Origin of the sequence: Streptomyces sp. NPDC093089, from assembly GCF_044754405.1 — a bacterium.
GTDB lineage: Bacteria > Actinomycetota > Actinomycetes > Streptomycetales > Streptomycetaceae > Streptomyces.
The window spans coordinates 224,434-241,674 of sequence record NZ_JBIVPA010000015.1 but is presented as its reverse complement, the minus strand read 5'-3'; the positions used below and the strand labels follow the sequence as shown (position 1 = coordinate 241,674).

The 17,241-nt window shown below is 73.4% G+C and carries 14 protein-coding genes; 12 read left to right on the top strand and 2 right to left on the bottom strand.

The features are described from left to right. Positions 1 to 252: 252 nt before the first annotated feature. The 10 genes from ACIQFX_RS31630 (at position 253) to ACIQFX_RS31585 (ending at position 11,676) form a co-directional block, all read left to right on the top strand. Positions 253 to 1,509, top strand: coding sequence for an ATP-grasp domain-containing protein (locus tag ACIQFX_RS31630; RefSeq protein ID WP_402470291.1), 1,257 nt, complete (start codon positions 253 to 255; stop codon positions 1,507 to 1,509). Further along, positions 1,506 to 2,336 carry a Rossmann-like domain-containing protein gene (locus ACIQFX_RS31625; protein WP_402470290.1) on the top strand — a complete coding sequence of 277 codons (831 nt, stop codon included), beginning with the start codon at positions 1,506 to 1,508 and terminating at the stop codon, positions 2,334 to 2,336. The genes ACIQFX_RS31630 and ACIQFX_RS31625 overlap by 4 nt, the downstream gene beginning before the upstream one ends. Further along, positions 2,333 to 3,442 carry a PLP-dependent cysteine synthase family protein gene (locus ACIQFX_RS31620; RefSeq protein ID WP_402470288.1) on the top strand — a complete coding sequence of 370 codons (1,110 nt, stop codon included), beginning with the start codon at positions 2,333 to 2,335 and terminating at the stop codon, positions 3,440 to 3,442. The genes ACIQFX_RS31625 and ACIQFX_RS31620 overlap by 4 nt, the downstream gene beginning before the upstream one ends. Then, the gene (locus ACIQFX_RS31615; RefSeq protein ID WP_402470287.1) at positions 3,439 to 4,497 is read left to right on the top strand and encodes a dipeptide epimerase; all 1,059 of its coding nucleotides are present in this window, start codon (positions 3,439 to 3,441) and stop codon (positions 4,495 to 4,497) included. The genes ACIQFX_RS31620 and ACIQFX_RS31615 overlap by 4 nt, the downstream gene beginning before the upstream one ends. Next, complete coding sequence (locus ACIQFX_RS31610; RefSeq protein ID WP_402470285.1) at positions 4,494 to 5,753, top strand: MFS transporter; 1,260 nt, start codon at positions 4,494 to 4,496, stop codon at positions 5,751 to 5,753. The genes ACIQFX_RS31615 and ACIQFX_RS31610 overlap by 4 nt, the downstream gene beginning before the upstream one ends. Before the next feature lie 14 nt (positions 5,754 to 5,767). After that, complete coding sequence (locus ACIQFX_RS31605) at positions 5,768 to 6,574, top strand: class I SAM-dependent methyltransferase (protein ID WP_402470284.1); 807 nt, start codon at positions 5,768 to 5,770, stop codon at positions 6,572 to 6,574. Positions 6,575 to 6,645: 71 nt separating this feature from the next. Further along, positions 6,646 to 8,295 carry an ABC transporter substrate-binding protein gene (locus ACIQFX_RS31600; RefSeq protein WP_402470282.1) on the top strand — a complete coding sequence of 550 codons (1,650 nt, stop codon included), beginning with the start codon at positions 6,646 to 6,648 and terminating at the stop codon, positions 8,293 to 8,295. Next, positions 8,292 to 9,245, top strand: a complete 954-nt coding sequence (locus ACIQFX_RS31595) for an ABC transporter permease (RefSeq protein WP_402470281.1) — start codon at positions 8,292 to 8,294, stop codon at positions 9,243 to 9,245. The genes ACIQFX_RS31600 and ACIQFX_RS31595 overlap by 4 nt, the downstream gene beginning before the upstream one ends. Continuing rightward, positions 9,242 to 10,072 (top strand): ABC transporter permease subunit, encoded by an 831-nt coding sequence (locus ACIQFX_RS31590; protein ID WP_402470280.1) that lies wholly within the window; start codon positions 9,242 to 9,244, stop codon positions 10,070 to 10,072. Before ACIQFX_RS31595 ends, ACIQFX_RS31590 begins: the two co-directional genes overlap by 4 nt. Further along, positions 10,069 to 11,676: an ABC transporter ATP-binding protein gene (locus ACIQFX_RS31585; RefSeq protein WP_402470278.1), complete on the top strand. Its 1,608-nt coding sequence runs from the start codon at positions 10,069 to 10,071 to the stop codon at positions 11,674 to 11,676. Before ACIQFX_RS31590 ends, ACIQFX_RS31585 begins: the two co-directional genes overlap by 4 nt. A 10-nt stretch (positions 11,677 to 11,686) precedes the next feature. Here the strand turns inward: ACIQFX_RS31585 and ACIQFX_RS31580 are convergent, their stop codons facing one another. Continuing rightward, entirely contained in the window at positions 11,687 to 12,667 is a 981-nt protein-coding gene (locus tag ACIQFX_RS31580; protein ID WP_402470276.1) for a RimK family alpha-L-glutamate ligase, read from the bottom strand. Beyond that, positions 12,664 to 13,887: an MFS transporter gene (locus tag ACIQFX_RS31575; protein WP_402470275.1), complete on the bottom strand. Its 1,224-nt coding sequence runs from the start codon at positions 13,885 to 13,887 to the stop codon at positions 12,664 to 12,666. Before ACIQFX_RS31575 ends, ACIQFX_RS31580 begins: the two co-directional genes overlap by 4 nt. Before the next feature lie 1,052 nt (positions 13,888 to 14,939). Between ACIQFX_RS31575 and ACIQFX_RS31570 the strand changes: the two genes are divergently transcribed. Together ACIQFX_RS31570 and ACIQFX_RS31565 are read left to right on the top strand one after the other, a co-directional pair. Then, positions 14,940 to 15,818, top strand: coding sequence for a BTAD domain-containing putative transcriptional regulator (locus tag ACIQFX_RS31570; RefSeq protein WP_402470274.1), 879 nt, complete (start codon positions 14,940 to 14,942; stop codon positions 15,816 to 15,818). After that, positions 15,815 to 17,080, top strand: coding sequence for an MFS transporter (locus ACIQFX_RS31565; protein ID WP_402470272.1), 1,266 nt, complete (start codon positions 15,815 to 15,817; stop codon positions 17,078 to 17,080). The genes ACIQFX_RS31570 and ACIQFX_RS31565 overlap by 4 nt, the downstream gene beginning before the upstream one ends. Positions 17,081 to 17,241 lie beyond the last annotated feature (161 nt).

Here is a 17,241-nt window from a genome sequence, read left to right as displayed (position 1 = left end):
CACCTCGACCGGCCGACGCGGAACATGCCCGGAGGCTACCGACCGGAGCTCGGGTCCCGGTCGAGGCGCGCGAGTCCGACCGCCGGACGCCTCGGCCACCCTCCGGCGGTGAGGGATCCGTCACGCTCCCTCTAGATGACAATGAAAACTATTGTCGATAAGGTCTCGTTCGGTCGAGCGAGCGCGACGCACCGCACAGCGCCGCCTCCATGACCGTTCCGCACCTCAACCACGCCGTGAAAAGGGGAAGTCGTGGCTCATCTGTTGATGGTCGAGAGCTGGGTCGGGTCCATGAGCAGGCTGCTGCCGAGGGCCCTGCGGGAGGGAGGGCACGAGTTCACCTTCCTGACCCGCGACCTGCACCACTACCTGCGCTCCGCGCCCGAGGGCACCGCGCACCCGCTCCTCGCCGCCCGGCACGTGCTCACCGCGGAGACCAACGACGGCGAGGCGCTGCTGCCGTTCGTCGAGCGCGCCCATGACGTGCTGCGCTTCGACGGGGTGGTCACCTCCTGCGACTACTACCTCCGGACGGCCGCGGAGATCGCGGGCCGCCTGGGGCTGCCCGGCCCCACCCCCGAGGCGGTCGGGAACGCCTGCCGCAAGGACGCGACCCGCAGTGTGCTGGCCGAGGCAGGCCTTCCGGGACCGAGGTTCGCCGTGTGCGCGGACTGGGCCGAAGCCACCGCCGCGGCACACCGCATCGGCTATCCGCTGGTGCTCAAGCCCGTGGACCTGTGCGCCGGCATGTTCGTGCGCCGCGTCGACGACGAGGCGGCGCTCGCGGAGGCCTACCGGGCGCTCGCCGCGTTCCCCGTCAACGCCCGGGGGCAGCGCCGCGAGCCCGTGGTGCTGCTCGAAGAACTCCTCGAAGGACCCGAGGTGAGCGTCGAGACCGTGTCGTACGACGGGGCCGTGCACGTCGTCGGCGTCACCGACAAGAGCCTCGGGGGAGCTCCCGCGTTCGTCGAGACGGGCCACATGTTCCCCGCCGCACTGGATCCGGCGGACACCGAAGGCGCCGGGGAGACCGCGCGCCGGGCGCTGAAGGCACTGGGCCTCGACGGGGTCGTCGCGCACACCGAGATCAAGCTGACGCCCGACGGGCCCCGCGTCGTCGAGGTCAACCCCCGGCCCGCCGGCAACCGCATCACCGAACTCGTGCGCCATGTCACCGGCGTCGACCTGGCCGCCGCCTGCGTGGACGTCGCACTCGGCAGGGAACCGGACCTGCACCGCCGCGCCACCGGCCTGACCAGCGCCGCGATCGGGTTCCTCGTACCGGACACGGACGGCGTCCTGGAGGCCGTCGACGGCGCCGAAGCGGTCCGCGCCGCCGACGACCTGCTGGAACTCCGGCTCGCCGACCCCGGCAAGGCCGTCAGGGCCACCGGCAGCAACAACGACTACCTCGGCCACGTCATGGCCGGAGACGCCCGGGGCACGGCCGCCCGGGACCGCGTCGCCGCCCTGCTCGCCCAGCTCGCCCCCCGGGTGGTGACCCGATGACCGCCCTCACCGCGACGTCCGCCGCCTCCTCGTACGACGACCTCGTCGAGCGCGTCCTGGCCGGCGGATACGGCCCCGACCCGCGCACGCGGCACGTCTCCGTGGCCTTCACCACCCGGCAGGCGGTACGGCACGAAGGGCGCGGCTCCGGCTACCGGAACGAGGTGCTGAGCCTGCGCCTCGCCGAGGCGGTGGGGTCCTGCGCGGTCGAGCCCGGCGAGCTGCCCGACGGCGCCGTCGAGGACTGCGTCGGCGCCGACGTCGCCCGGCTCCTGGAGCACGACGCGGCACCGGTCCGGGTCGCCGCCCTCGACGCGTACCTCGCGCATGTCCTGCCGCACGGACCGGAGAACGGCGCACGGCCCTGCCCGCTGCCCGCCGGCACGTCGCTGGAGAAGTCCCGTGCCAGGGCCGCGGCCGTGGTGGACCTGGTCGGCGTCGCACCCGGGTCGACCGTGCTCGTCGTGGGCGTGGTCAACTCCCTGCTCGAAGCCCTGCGGGCGCGCGGTCTGGCGTACGTCCCCTGCGACCTCAAGGGCGGGACGACCGAGTGGGGCGAGCCGGTCCGCACCGACGCCCTGGCGGAACTGAAGCGCTGCGACGCCGTCCTGGCCTCCGGGATGACCCTCGGCAACGGCACCTTCGAGCCGCTGCGCCGGCACGCGCGGCGCCACGGCGTCCCGCTGGTGATGTTCGCGCAGACCGGCAGCGCGGTCCTGCCGCGGCTGATCGGCTCCGGTGTCACCGCGGTGTCCGCGGAGCCGTACCCCTTCTTCTGGCTCGACGGCGGTCCCGGGACCGTGCACCGCTACGGAGGCACCCTGTGACCACGGCCGTCCTCGGCTCCCCGCGCCGCACCGCAGGCAACCGGGAGCTCCTCGCCCTGCTCGGCCGTACGCCGCTCGCCCGCGTGACCGTCGACCTGCCGTGCCCCCAACCGGGATTCTGGGCCAAGCTCGAAGGGCTCGGCGCCGGAGGAATGAAGGCGCGCGCCGCCGTCTCCATGCTCCTGGGAGCGGAGGAGCGCGGCGAACTGCTGCCCGGCGCACCGGTGGTGGAGTCCACCTCGGGAACCCTCGGCATCGGACTCGCCTTCGCCGGACAGGCCCTCGGACACCCGGTCGTGCTGGTCGGCGACGCCGAGCTGGAGCCCTCGATGCGGCGACTGCTGCGCGCGCACGGCGCCCGGCTGGAGCTCGTCGACCGTCCGGCGGCCGAGGGCGGCTGGCAGGCCGCCCGGCTCGCCCGGCTGCGGGAACTGCTCGCCCGGCTCCCCGGCGCCTACTGGCCCGACCAGTACAACAACCCCGACAACACGGCGGGTTACGCCTCCCTGGCGGCCGAACTCGCCACCCAGCTCGACCACCTCGACGTGCTGGTGTGCAGCGTCGGAACCGGCGGCCACAGCGCCGGGATCGTCGGACCGCTGCGCCGCCACTGGCCTCACCTGCGGCTCATCGGCGTCGACGCCACCGGCTCCACCATCTTCGGCCAGCCCGCCAGACCCCGCCTCATGCGCGGCCTCGGCAGCAGCATCCATCCGCGCAACGTCGCCTACGACGCCTTCGACGAGGTTCACTGGGTCGGCCCCGCCGAAGCCGCCGGCGCCTGCCGCCGACTGGCCCGCACCGCCTTCGTCAGCGGCGGCTGGAGCACCGGCGCCGTCGCCCTCGTCACCGCCTGGGCCGCCCGCGTCCATTCCGGAGCGGTCGTCGCCACCGTCTTCCCCGACGGCCCGCAGCGCTACCTCGGCAGCGTCTTCGACGACGACTTCACCACCGCCCACGGCATCGACCCCGCCACCGCCGCCACCCGCCCCGTCGAGATCCCGCACCCCCGGGCCGTCGAGGCCACCGGCTGGGCCCGCTGCCGCACCGTCACCGACCCGCTCCTGACCCGAACGACCGCCACCACTCCGGAAGAGACCCCGTGAAGTCCCGTCAGCGCACCGTACGGCTCGCCCTCACCGAGCCGCTGCGCATCTCCCGCTCCACCACGGCGGCCCGCGAAGCCGTCTGGCTGACCGTCGAGCACGACGGGCGGCGCGGCCACGGAGAGGCCGTCACCAGCGTGTACTACGGCCTCGACGCCGACACCCTGGGACGGCTCGTCCACGAGGAGTCCCGCCGGCTCGCAGGCTTCCCCGACCCCGAGACCGCCCTGGAAGCACTCCAGGACGACACGCGCCGGGCCGCCGCCCCGCCCGCCGTGACCGCGGCCGTCGAGTCCGCGCTGCTCGACCTCGTCGGCAAGCGCGCGGACGTGCCGGTCCACCGGCTGCTCGGCACCCAGGGTGCCCCGCCCCGCGCCACCACCGCCCGCACCGTCGGCATCACCGCACCGGAGAGGGCCGGGGCGCTGGCGGCCCGCCTCGTACGCGACGGATTCACCGTCCTCAAGCTCAAGGCCGGCACACCCGACCCGGACGACGACTTCGCCCGCGTGCGGGCCGTGCGGACCGCGGCGCCCCACGCCCGGCTGCTCCTCGACCCGAACGGGGCCTGGTCCGCGCGGGAGGCGGAGAAACTGGTCCCGCACTTCGCGGAACTGGGGGTCGAGGCCGTCGAGCAGCCCTTGGCACCCGGCGACCCCGAGGCGCTGGCGACGTTCGCGGAACGCTCACCGCTCCCCGTCATCGCCGACGAGGACGCGGTCGACCACGAGGACGCCCGCCGCCTCGCCGGACGCGTCCAGGGCATCAACGTGAAGCTGGCCAAGTGCGGCGGCGTCGGCCCCGCACTCCGCATCGCCGAACTGCTGGCCGGCAGCGGAACCGAGCTGATGCTCGGCTGCCTGACCGCGAGCACCCTCGGCATCGCCCCCGCCGTCCACCTCGCCGACCGCGCCCGCTGGGTCGACCTCGACGGCCACCTGCTGCTCGCCGACGACCCCTGGACGGGCATCGGCGGCACCGACGGCACCGTACGGGTGAGCCGGCACCCGGGCCTGGGCGTCCGCGAACGCGCCGACGGGGAGGCCCGCACATGAGGACATGGCACGAGATACGCGCCTTCCCGCCTGCCATCCGGCTGCTGCTCGTCAACCAGCTCGGCGTCAACACCGGCTTCTACCTGCTCGTCCCCTACCTCGCCCTGCACCTCACCGAGGACCTGGGGATGTCGGCCGCCGTCGTCGGCATCGTCCTCGGCGTGCGCAATCTCAGCCAGCAAGGACTGTTCCTCATCGGCGGGACGGCATCCGACCGGCTCGGAGCCCGCGGCGTCATCATCGCCGGATGCGCCCTGCGCACCGTCGGCTTCGGACTGTTCGCCCTCGGCGACGGACTGCCCGTACTCCTCGCCGCGTCCGTGCTCAGCGGCCTGGCCGGGGCGCTCTTCAACCCCGCCGTACGGGCCTATCTCGCCCTGGAGGCGGGGGAGCGGAAGGCCGAGGCGTTCGCCCTGTTCAACGTCTTCGCCACCACCGGCGCCCTGATCGGACCGCTGCTCGGCAGCGCCCTGCTCCTCGTCGACTTCCGCGCCTCCGCGCTCACCGCGGCCGGGATCTTCGCCGTACTCACCGCCGCCCAGGCCCTGGTCCTCCCGGCCCGCCCGGCTGCGCCGACCGGCAACAGCGTCCTCGGCGACTGGCGCGAGGCGGTCCGCGACCGGCGCTTCCTCGCCTTCGCCCTGGCCATGGTCGGCATGTTCACCCTGGAGAACCAGCTGTACCTGCTGCTGCCCGACGCGGCCCGCCGGGCCACCGGCTGGGACGGCGCCGCCGGACTCGTCTTCCTCACCGGCACCCTCGCCAACCTCGCGCTCCAGCTGCGCCTCACCACCGCGCTCAAGAAGCGCGGACCGAGGGCGCGTTGGATCGGCACCGGACTCGTGCTGATGGGACTGTCCTTCGTCCCGCCGATGGCCGTGTCGGGTCACGGAGGCACCCCCGACGGCCTCGCGGGCGCGGCGCCGCGCGTGCTGGCCGTCCTGGCCGGCGTCCTGCTGCTCCACCTGGGAACGATGCTGGCCCAGCCCTTCGTGATGGAGCTGATCCCCGCCTTCGGCCGGACGGAACTCACCGGCACCTACTTCGGCCTGTTCTACGCCGTCTCCGGCATCGCCGCCGCCGTCGGCAACGCCCTCGTCGGCTGGGCCATGGACACCGGCCACCGCACCGACGCGTCCTGGCTGCCCTGGGCGTGCTGCCTGGCCTTCGGGCTCGCCTCCGCCGCCGGCCTCGCCCTCCTGCACCGCCGCGGCGCCCTGCCCGCCCGCCCCGCCGCCGTACCGGCGACCACGTGAGGACCACACCACCCATGAACAGCACCAGCGCGAACCTGCTCACCGACAACCCGGCACTGTACGAAGCGCGTTTCCCCGACCCCGACCGGATCGCCGCACGCTGGGCCGAGGACTGCCTCCGCCGCCACGGACCACCCGGCACCCGTGTCCTGGACCTGGGCTGCGGCACCGGCCGGGACGCCGCGCACCTCCACCACTCCGGCCACGACGTCACCGGCGCCGACCTGTCCGACGCGATGCTCGCGTACGCCCGCGCCCGGCACCCCGGCCCCGCGTACGTCCGGGCCGACCTCCACGGCTTCGACCTGGGACGGAGCACCTTCGACGCGGTGGTGTGCCTGGACAGCGCCCTGCTCTACTGCCACACGAACGACCAGCTCGACGGCCTTCTGGCCTCCTGCCGCCGATCCCTCGCACCGGGCGGCCTGCTCGTCGCCGAGATGCGCAACGGCGCCTTCTTCCTCGGGCGCACCGACCTCCTCTCCACCCCCACCGTCGACGACTTCACCTGGCAGGGCACCGCCTACCGCTCCACCACCACCCTGTCCGTGGACAGGACCGCCCAACTGCTGCGCCGCAACCGCGTGTGGACCGCCGACGACGGCTCGCCGCCGGTCCGGCAGCACTCCGCGTGGCGCCTGCTCTTCCCCCACGAACTGCGCCACTTCCTCACGGCCCACGGCTTCGAGGTACTCGCCCTGCACGACGGGCCGGGGCCGCGCACCGATCCGCCGTGGCGCGAGGGCGACCGGCCTTCCGGGACGACCGACGGCGACCGGACGCACCTCGTCGCCCGCCTCGCCGTGCCCCTCCACCCCTGAGCCCCCGTACGGCTCACCCGTACGGCTCACCCGTTCGGCTTCGCAGCCGCCCACCGCAAGGAACGATCCCCATGAACGGCATCCCCGTCCGCACCACCCCGATCGACGACACCTCCGCCCACGACGCCTCCGTCCACGACACCCGCTTCCCCGGGCTGCGCCGCCGGGGCTTCCTCGCCGCCGCCGGGGGCGCCGCCGGCCTCGGCGCCCTCGCCCTGACGGGCTGCGGCGGCCCCGGACCCGCCGGCGACACCGACCGCGCCGCAGGCGGCGCCGACGGCAAGCCCCGGCGCGGCGGACGCCTCCGCACCGCCTTCGCCGGCGGGGGAGCGAGCGAGACGCTCGACCCGCACCTCGCCAACCTCTTCGTGGACGTGGCCCGCGCCAAGGCCCTCTTCGACAAGCTCGCCGACCACGGCCCCGACCTCTCCGCCCGGCCGCGCCTCGCCGCGCGGTGGGAGCCCGACGCCGGCCTCGACCGCTGGACGGTCACGCTGCGCGAGGCCGTCTTCCACCACGGGAAGCCGGTCACCGCAGCCGACGTCCTCCACAGCTACCGGCGCATCACCGACCCGAAGAAGGCGTTCCGGGCCAAGGCCTCCCTGGAACCCATCGACCTGGAGGCCAGCCGCGCACGGGACGACCGGACCGTCGAGTTCGTGCTCAAGCGCCCGACCGCCGAATTCCCCAACGTGCTGGCCGCGTTCGGCGCGTACATCGTCCCCGAGGGGGAGCAGGACTTCGACCGTAACCCCGTCGGCAGCGGTCCCTTCCGCTTCGTCTCCTTCACGCCCGGCAAGTCCGCCGTCTTCCGGCGCAACGACGACCACTGGGACGGCGCCCCCTACCTGGACGAGCTGGAGTTCCTGATCGCCAACGAGGAGTCCGCCCGCGTCAACGCCCTCCTCGGCGGCCAGATCGACTACGCCCACGAGCTCCACCCCACCACCGGCCGCGCCCACGAGGGGCAAGGCCGGATCGAGATCGTCCGGCTCCGCAACAGCACCATGCAGGCGTTCGCGATGAAGACCGACCGCCCGCCGTTCGACGACAAGCGGGTGCGCGAGGCGTTCTTCCTGATCGCCGACCGCGAGGAACTGGTCGCCGGCGCCCTGTCCGGCGCCGGCGAGATCGGCAACGACCTCTTCGGCAAGGGCTACGAGTACTACGCCGCGGACCTGCCCCAGCGGGAACAGGACCTCGACCGGGCCAAGGCCCTGCTCAAGGAGGCCGGCGCCGAAGGCCTCGAGGTCACCCTCGACACCTCGCCCGTCGCCGCCGGGTTCACCGAAGCCGCCGCCATCTTCCGCGACCAGGCCGCGAAGGCCGGCGTCACCATCACCCTCAGGACGGGCAGCAAGGACAGCTACTGGAAGGACGTCCTCGACTCCGGCACCCTCTGCTCCTACCGCTCCGGTGCCATGCCCATCGAGGCCCACATCTCCCAGCGCCTCCTCACCGGATCCACCACCAACGCCACCAAGTGGCACCACAAGGACTTCGACGCCCTCCACCGCCAGGCCCAGTCCACCAGGGACAGGACCGCCCGCGCCGCCCTCTACCAGCGCATGCAGCGCCGCCTGCACGCCGAAGGCGGCTTCCTGGTCTGGGGCTTCGCCGACTGGATCCTCGGCACCGCCCGCAACGTCCGCGGCGTCGCCACCGGGGCGCCGGCCAACTCCCTCGACTGGGCACGCTTCGACAAGGTGTGGCTCGCGTGACCGCACCGCGCCGCTGGATCGCCCGGCGACTGCTGCTCGGCGCGGTACAGACGGCGGCCGTCGTCCTGCTCGTCTTCGTCCTCACCGAAGCCCTGCCGGGCGACGCCGCCGTCGCCCTCGCCGGCGACCAGCCCGACCCCGAGCGCATCGCCGCCCTCCGCGAGGCGATGGACCTGGACCGGCCCGCACCCGCGCGCCTCGCGGACTGGGCGGCCGGGCTGGCCCACGGCGACCTCGGCACCTCCCTGACCTCCGGCCGCCCCGTCGCCGCCTACCTCACCGACGCCTTCGGCCCCACCCTGCTGCTCGCCGGCCTCACCCTCGCGCTCCTCGTCCCGCTCGGCGTCGGCCTCGGCGTCCTCGCCGCCCGCCACGAAGGCCGGCTCGCGGACCGGCTGATCAGCTCGGCCACGCTCGGCACGTACGCCGTACCCGAGTTCGCCCTCGGCATGCTCCTCGTCACCGTCCTCGCCCTGCGCCTCGGCTGGGTCCCGCCGACCGCCGTCGGTTACGGCACCGACCTCCTCGCCCACCCCACGGCCCTGGTCATCCCCGTGCTCGTCCTCCTCTCCCGCCCGGTCTGCTCCCTGTCCCGCCTGGTGCGCGCCGGCATGATCGACGCCCTGGCCTCGCCGTACGCGACCCACGCCCGCCGCTGCGGCGTCCCGGGCACCCGGATCCGCTACGCCCACGCCCTCCCCAACGCCCTCGCCCCCGCCGCCCAGCAACTGGCCCGCACCATCGACTGGCTGCTGTGCGGCGTCATCGTCGTCGAGACGCTCTACGTGATCCCCGGCCTCGGCACCGTCCTCATGAACGCCGTCGCCGAGCGCGACGTGCCCGTCGTCCAGGGCCTCGCCGTCGTCTTCGGCGTCACCACCGTCGTCCTCAACCTCGGCGCGGACCTGATCGCCCACCGCTTCGCCCCGCGGTCGGAGGTGGCCGCATGAGGTCCCGCATCCCGACGCGCCTTCCGGACGGGGGCGGCCGAGCGAGGTCCCGCTTCGCGCTCGGCGCCGCCCTCGTCGGCGTTCCCCTCGCCCTGGCCCTGCTCGGCCCGCTGCTCGCCGGCGCCCCCGGGCCTCGCGCCGCCTCGTTCACGACCGGCGGCGGGCACTGGCTCGGGACCGACTTCGTCGGCCGTGACGTCTGGCACCAAGTCCTGCTGGGAGGAAGGTCGGTGGTGCTCGTGGCACTGGCCGCGACGGCCCTCGCCTACCTGATCGCCTTCCCCGTCGGCGTCGTCGGCGCCCTCACCCACCGCACCTGGCTCGAAGAACTCCTGATGCGACCGCTGGACGTCCTCCTCGCCGTACCGTCCCTCCTGCTGATCCTCCTGGTCGCCGCCGCCTTCACCCCCGGCGCCCCCGCCCTCGCCCTCCTGGTGGCACTCGTCAACATCCCCGACGCCGCCCGCATCGTCCGGGCCGCGGCCGCCGACGCCGCGTCCCGACCCGCGGTGGAAGCGCTGCGGATGCAGGGGGAGACCTGGTGGCGCACGGCCGTCGGCCACGTCGGCCGGTCCCTCGCCCGTACCCTCGCCGCCGACGCGGGCGTACGCCTGACCGGCGTCCTCTACCTGGTCGCCACCGCGGCGTTCCTCGGCATCGGCGTCGAGCCGGACGCCGCCGACTGGGCGGTGATGGTCGACCGCAACCGCACCGGACTGCTCGTACAGCCCTGGGCCGTGGTCGTACCCGCGTTGCTCGTCGTCGCCCTCACCACGGGCACCAACCTCCTCGTGGACACCGGACTGGAGAAGAGGAGAAAGACGTGAACACCGTCAGCGGCGCGGACACCGCCGATGCCGCGAGCCCCCTGCGCGCGGTGGCGGAGATCCGCGACCTGCGCGTGGAGATCGACGGCCGGACGATCGTCGACGGGATCGACCTCCGCGTGCTCCGCGGAACGATCACCGCGCTCGTGGGCGCCTCCGGCAGCGGCAAGACGACCACGGGTCTCGCCCTCCTCGGCGAACACCCCGCCGGCGCCCGCGTGTCCGGCGACGTACGCCTCCCCGACGGCCCGGTCGGCTACATCCCGCAGCACCCGGCGGCCGTCCTCAACCCCGCCCGCCGGATCGGCGCCCTGCTCGGCGACATCGCCCGCGCGCAGGTGCGCCACCTGCCGCGGCGAGCGCGCCGCGCCGCCGTCCGCGAGCGCGTCCTCCGGGCCCTGACACAGGCCCGACTGCCCGACGCGGAGACGATCCTCCGGCGCCGTCCCCACCAACTCTCGGGAGGCCAGCAGCAACGCGTCGTCCTCGCCCAGGCCCTGCTGCTCGGCGCCGAAGTGCTCGTCGCCGACGAACCGACCACGGGGCAGGACCCGTTGACGAAGCGGGGCATCGTCGACCGACTCGCCGCCGCGGCCCGCGACGGCATCGCCGTCGTCCTGCTCAGCCACGACCTGGACGTCGTCCGGGCACTCGCCGACGAGGTCCTGGTCCTGCGGAACGGTCGGGTGGTGGAGTCCGGCGCGCCCGAACGGCTCCGGCTCGCGCCGCGGCACCCCTGGACCGCCGAGCTCCTGGCATCCGCCTCGGGCGGCACCCCCGTCGCACCGGCGGCCACCGGCGCCACGGTCCTCACGACCGGCCCCCTCACCGCCCGCCACGGGAGGACGGCCGTGCTCCGCCTGCCCGGCCTCACCCTCCGCGCCGGCGAATGCCTGGCCGTCGTCGGCCGCTCGGGCAGCGGCAAGACCACCCTGGCCCGCTGCCTCGCCGGTCTGCACCGGCACCACGACGCGGACATCCTCCTCGACGGCCTCCCCCTCCCGCGCAGCCTGCGCGACCGCACGCGCCGGCAGCTCGCCGCCGTCCAGTACGTCTTCCAGGACGCCGCGGCGGCATTCGACGAGCACCGCCCGGTGCTCCAGCAGGTGGCCCGTACGGCGGTCCGGCTCCGCGGCACGACCGAAGCCGCCGCGCTGACCGAAGCCCGCACCACCCTCGCCTCCCTCGGACTGGCCGAAGCCGTCGCCCGCCGTCGCCCCGGCGAGCTCTCCGGCGGCGAACTCCAGCGCGCCGCGCTCGCCCGCGCCCTCCTGGCCCGCCCCCGCGTCCTGATCTGCGACGAGATCACCTCCGGCCTCGACACGGTCGCCCGCCAGGGCCTCCTCGACACCCTCGCCGTCCTCATGGCCGACCGGCGCGACCTGTCCCTGGTGCTCGTCACCCACGACATGGCCATCGCCGCGACGGCCTCCCGCATCGCCGTACTGGAGGCCGGTGGCCTCGTCGAGGAAGGTCCGGCGCCGCGGCTCCTCACGGCGCCGCGGCACCCGCTCACCGCGCGGCTGACGGAAGGCTCCGCGGCCCTCGGGCGCGCACGCCCGAGGGCCGCGGAACCGGACGCGGTCCGTCCTGACGGATGCTGATCGAGGGCGATCAGAGAGCGCGCCGCGCCCCCTCGTCCAGGCGCCGACGGAGGTACTGGACGAGGGCGTCCGCGACACGGCGGCGATCCCGCTCGGGCAGGTCCTCGTAGGCGGCCGAGACGGTCATCCACTCGTTGAAGACATGGCCCGTGTCGGTCACCAGCCAGTCCACGCACAGGTAGTCCGATTCCAGGCTCCGGGCCAGCCGCTCACTGAGTTCGACCACGTCGGCCGGCGGCTCGTAGCCGGAACCGCTGCCCCCCTGACTCACGTTGGCGAGGTACGCCTCGCCCGTCGGCTCGCGCAGCAGCGCGGCGATGACCTTGCCCTCGTGCACGTAGACCCGGACGTCGCCGTTGTTGGGGACGTGCGGCTGGATCAGGCAGCCGAGCCCGCCGGGCGTCAGCAGGTCTATCGCCGAGGAGAGGTGCTGGGCCGTGTCGGCCTTGAGCACGCCGAACCCCATGGCCATGGAGCGCGGCTTCACGACGTACGGCCCGGCCGGCAGCTCGGTGTCCACGGCCTCCAGGGCGCGTCGGGCGTAGCGCCCGAAGGGAACCGAGACGGTCGGCAGCACGGGGGCTCCCAGCGCGGCCGCGTGGTGGTACATCGCCAGCTTGTCGAGGCCGAAGACCTCGGGATCCAGGGTCCCGTCCGTGAGGAGGACGCAGTCGGAGGCCCGGATGGTCCGCGTGACCGCCTCCAGGTGCCGGGTGACGGCCGGATCCCAGGACCAGGAGGTGACGAGGAATCCCGCGTACTCCGCGAGCAGGTCCTCCTTCCGCCACAGGAGGCGGGGGCGGCCGTTCCAGGCGGGGACGATGTCGCAGGAGTGGGCGATGCGCACGTCGAAGCCCGCCGCGCGCAGCATGTCGACGCGTTCGGATCCCTCGCGTTGCAGACGCTCCTGCACGCGCGGGTCGTAGTTGTCGGGGGTGGTGATCCACACCAGCTTCGGGGGCGCGGAGGGGTCGGTGTAGGTGTCGTTCACAGCGCTTCCTTGGTGACGGACGACTCGGACGGGTGCTGCGCGAGCACACGCATGCCGCGCAGGGGGGAACAGAGGAGCCAGAGCGAGGCGAGGGCCGTCCCGGCGGCTCCCACCCAGACCGCGGACCGCGCACCGTGGAACTCGGCGAAGACGCCGCCCAGGAGCATGCCCAGCGGCCGCGCGCCCCAGGCGAAGAAGCGGACCGTCGCGTTCACTCGGCCGAGCAGGTGGGTGGGGACGTTTCGCTGGCGGTAGCTCACCTGCGCCACGTTGTAGACGACGAGTCCCGCCGCGAAGGCGAACTGCGCGCAGACCACGAACGCGAGCCGTGGTCCGGGCCCCGTCAGCCCCGCCAGCAGGGTGCACGGAGCGGCCAGGGTCACGCTCACGACGACGGCCCGTCCGTCACCGAAGCGTTCGACGACGCGGCCCACGACCGCGGTCGCGCACAGGCCGCCCGCACCCCCCGCGGTGAACAGCAGCCCGATGGTGACGGCGGACACCCCCAGGTCCCGTGCCAGCAGGACCAGGAGCATGCCGTAGCCCATGCTCCAGCAGAAGGTCACGGTCGTGGAGCAGGCCACCAGCACGCGGAGCACCGGATGGCCCCACAGGTACCGGATGCCCTCCAGGACGGAGCGGCCGAGGCGGTCGCGCGGCGTCGGGTCGACCGTCTCGGGGTGCCGGTCCTTGATGCGGGCCACGGAGAAGGCGGAGCCGACGTAGGCGATCGCCGAGACCATCACCGCCAGCGGCGCCGTGACGGCCTGCACGATCAGACCGGCGATGCCGGGTCCCGCCACCGCGGCCGTCTGGTCCACCGCGACCAGGCGCGCGTTGGCCGTCACCAGCCCTTCGGTACCGACGAGATGGGGAAGGTAGCTCTGGTCGGCCACGTCGAAGAAGACGGTGGCGACGCCGACCACGAACGCGACTCCGCAGAGATGGGCGACGGTGAGCGAGTCCAGCGCCCACAGCGCGGGGACCGCCGCGAGTGCGACGGCGCGGACGAGGTCGGCCGCGATCATGACAGGACGCTTGCGCATCCGGTCGACCCAGACGCCGACGGGCAGTCCGATCAACAGGAAGGCGACCGTCTGCGAAGCGGCAACCAGGCTCACCTGAAAGGGCGTTGCGCGGAGCACGGTCGCTGCGAGCAGCGGCATCGCGAGGTTCAGCACCGCGAATCCGCCCTGGCTGAGCGATTGAGCGATCAACAACTGGTGAAGGCCCGGGAACGGCCTGGGCGATGCGGTCGTTCGGGTCACGCCGCCGCGGAACTTGCTGAGCTGCATGGCACCGCCGTGAAGTCGTCTGGGCATCATGCGCCGCGGAGGGGAGGGCGCCAGGGACGTGCAGAAGCTATGCGCTTTGCGCGTGCCCTGCAACGGCCCCCGAGAGCCGGGCGTCGCGGCGTTCCGGGCGTTCGTGCAGGTCATCGCCGTGGGTCGAGTGGCGTGCGGTGTCAGGGCGCCGGTGGAGTGAGAGCCGGTCGAGAGTGCGGCAAGAGGCGGGGTCGAGGTGGTGGAGCCCGCCGTCGTGCACCACTCCGCCGCTCCCCGACTCGCTTGTGAGCAGGGCGAGTCCGGGCGTGCTTCTGCCCTCTCTCCGCGGGGCGCGACGTCGATTGGCCGAAAAGGCGCTGGGCTTCGTACCGCCCGCACGCGAGGTGCGGAACCCGTGGCGTCGCGTGTACGCGAGTGCGGGGGCCGCCGCCCAGTCGATCACCCGCCCGTCGGGGGGCGGTCGAGGAAGGCCGGATGGCACCTCGACGACGCGGCACAGCCGGTTCGGCTCCGTCGGCACATGAGCGGAGCGGAGGCCTCACTGCCCCCCCCTCGACCGTTTTCTGAAGTGAACTCCGTGTCCGATCAATGTACTTGTCTCCGCCACGCCGCCCGTGGGACGAGGGGAAGTGGTCCGCCGGATCATCTTCGGACAGGGCGGCGCGGGGCGTTGCGCGATCACGCCGGCAACGTCGGCGACGCCGTTCGATCATGGCGGCGGTTCGACCGGTGCGCGGGGCGAGTGGCGTTCGGCGGCTCCGCGGTGGCGACCGGAGCGGGGTTTCTCCCGCGCCGTACGTCCGCTCTTGTGGGAGCACTGTCCGGCATGCGGTGTTCCGTGATCGGTTCTGACCGCCTCTGGATGAAATCAGCCAATCAATCCGCTGCCAGAGGCCTCCATTGACACGCCCCCTGCACCTTTCGTCTACTTCTCACGCACAGTTCGACCAGTAGTCGACGCGCGTCACCACGTGAAGGGTCCCAGGATGTTCACAGATGACACAGATGCCACCGATAGTAGATATCGACCCGTTCGTATAGGCGTGTTGGGGCCGCTGGAGGTCAGGGTCGGTTCGGATCTCGTCACCGTGCCGGGCCACCGGCAGCGGGGGATCCTGGCCGCGCTGGCGCTTCAGTCGGGGCGCATCGTGGCCGCCGATCAATTGGTCAAAGCGGTCTGGTACGACAAGCCGCCCCGCACCGTCATGGGCCAGGTGCAGACCGGTATATGGATGCTCCGGACGACCCTCATCGAGGCAGGAGCGCCGGCGGAGGCGGTGCAGTCGTGTGCCACCGGATACCGGCTGAACGGCGAGTTGTGCTCGGTCGACGTGACGAGCTACCGCACGAAGCTCTCGGAGGCCCGCGCCATGCAGCGCCGGGGTCAGCTCGACGAGGCGGTGCGGCTCGTCCGATCGGCGCAGGCTTTGTGGCGCGGCCCTGCCCTCGTGGACCTCACCCATCAGGGTCTACGCAGTTGGTCCACGCGTCTTGAGGAGGAGCACGTCGTCGCGCTCAAATACCGGGCTTCCCTCGAACTCCAGCTCGGGCGCCATGAGGAGGTCATCCCCGAGCTGTTCGAGCTGGTGGACAACTATCCCCTGCGGGAAGGTCTCCACGCCGATCTCATGCTCGCCCTCTACCGGTCGGGTCGTCAGGCGGACGCCTTGGAGGTCTTCCACGGCGTGCGACAGACCCTTGCCGAGGAACTCGGCATCGACCCGGGGCCCGAGCTTCGTACCTTGGCCCAGGCCATTCTCGTTCAGGACAGCAGGCTAACACCCGACTTGGCCGGAAGTCAGCCGCCTTTGCACACGGCGCTGTCCGCGCCCTCCTCGGCGCTCTCCGGAGGGGACCTGCTGTGAGCACCGGGCGCAGGACCGACGACGGCGCGCGGGTGCCCTCCCCGGACGCGGGGGCGGAGAAGCGCGCCCGGACGATGCCCAGGGGCGAAGGGGTCGGCTGGTTCGGCACGGCCGCCTTGGTCAACGCGGTGGGCACCGGCTTCTTCTACCCGTACCAGCTGCTGTTCTTCATCGCGGTCACGGACCTCTCGCTCACCACCGTGGGCGCCGGTCTCACGGTCGCCACCCTGATCGCCCTGCCCGCCGTCTTCATGGCGGGGCGGCTGGTGGACCGCTGGGGACCCAGGACCGTGCTGATCATGGCCGCGCTCGTGCGAGCGAGCGTCTTCGTGGGCTATCTCTTCGTCCACCACGTCGCGACCTTCGTCGCGCTCGCGGTCGTCGCGGCGGTGGCTCAGCGCGCCGAGCAGATCTCCATGCCGGTGCTCGCCGCGGGGATCGCCCCCGAGGAGGAGGTCGGCCGCTGGCTGGCCCTGACCCGGGTCTCCTTCAACCTGGGCATGGGCGTGGGAGGCCTGCTGGCGGGCCTCGTGTTCGTCGGAGCCGGCGACGACTCGGGATTCGTCGCGATGGGGCTGCTCAACGCCGCCAGTTTCGCCCTGGCGGCGCTGCTGTACCTCCCGCTCCCCGCCGTGCGCCCGGCAAGCGCCCGGAAGGCCGCCGGCAGCGGACGCCCCTGGCGCGACGGGGCCTTCCTGCGGGTGGCGCTGGCCAACTTCGCGCTCATCACGGTCATCGTCGCCACCGAGGTGGGGCTTCCGGTCTATCTGATCGACGAGTTGCGCACGCCCACCTGGACGGTCGGTCTGGTCTTCGCCGTGAACACCGCACTGATGGTGCTGTTCCAGCTCCCCATCACCGGACGCGTCGAAGGCCGGGCACCGCTCAAGGTCATCGCACTGGGCGGCGCGCTGCACGGCGCCCTCCTGGTGGTGCTGGGACTGGCCGGACTCCTCTCGTTCGCGGCGCTCCTTCCCCTGCTGATCCTGGGGGTGACGATCTACACGCTGGGGGAGATCCTGGCCACCCAGGCACTTTCGGTGCTGCTCGTGAAGCTCGCTCCGGAACGGGAACTCGGGGTCTACCAGGCCTTCAACCAGGTGCTCGTCGGACTGTCCCTGGCCATCGCGCCGTTGCTGGTGGCCTTCCTCCTGACGCACGCGCCCACGAGCCTGTGGTGGTCGCTCACGGCCCTGACGGTGGCGCTGGCCCTCGGCATGCTGAGCATGCACCGGACGTCACCGGCCGCGGCAACCGGCTGAGTGCCGTCCGGTACGAGCGGTTCCTGAGAAGCGCGACCGGCCGGGGGGGGGGGGGGGGGGGGGGGGGGGGGGGCCGCCGGGCGGGGGGGGGGGGGGGGGGGGCGGGCGGGGGGGGGGGGGGGGGGGGGGGGGGGGGGGGGGGGGGGGGGGGGGGGGGTAGG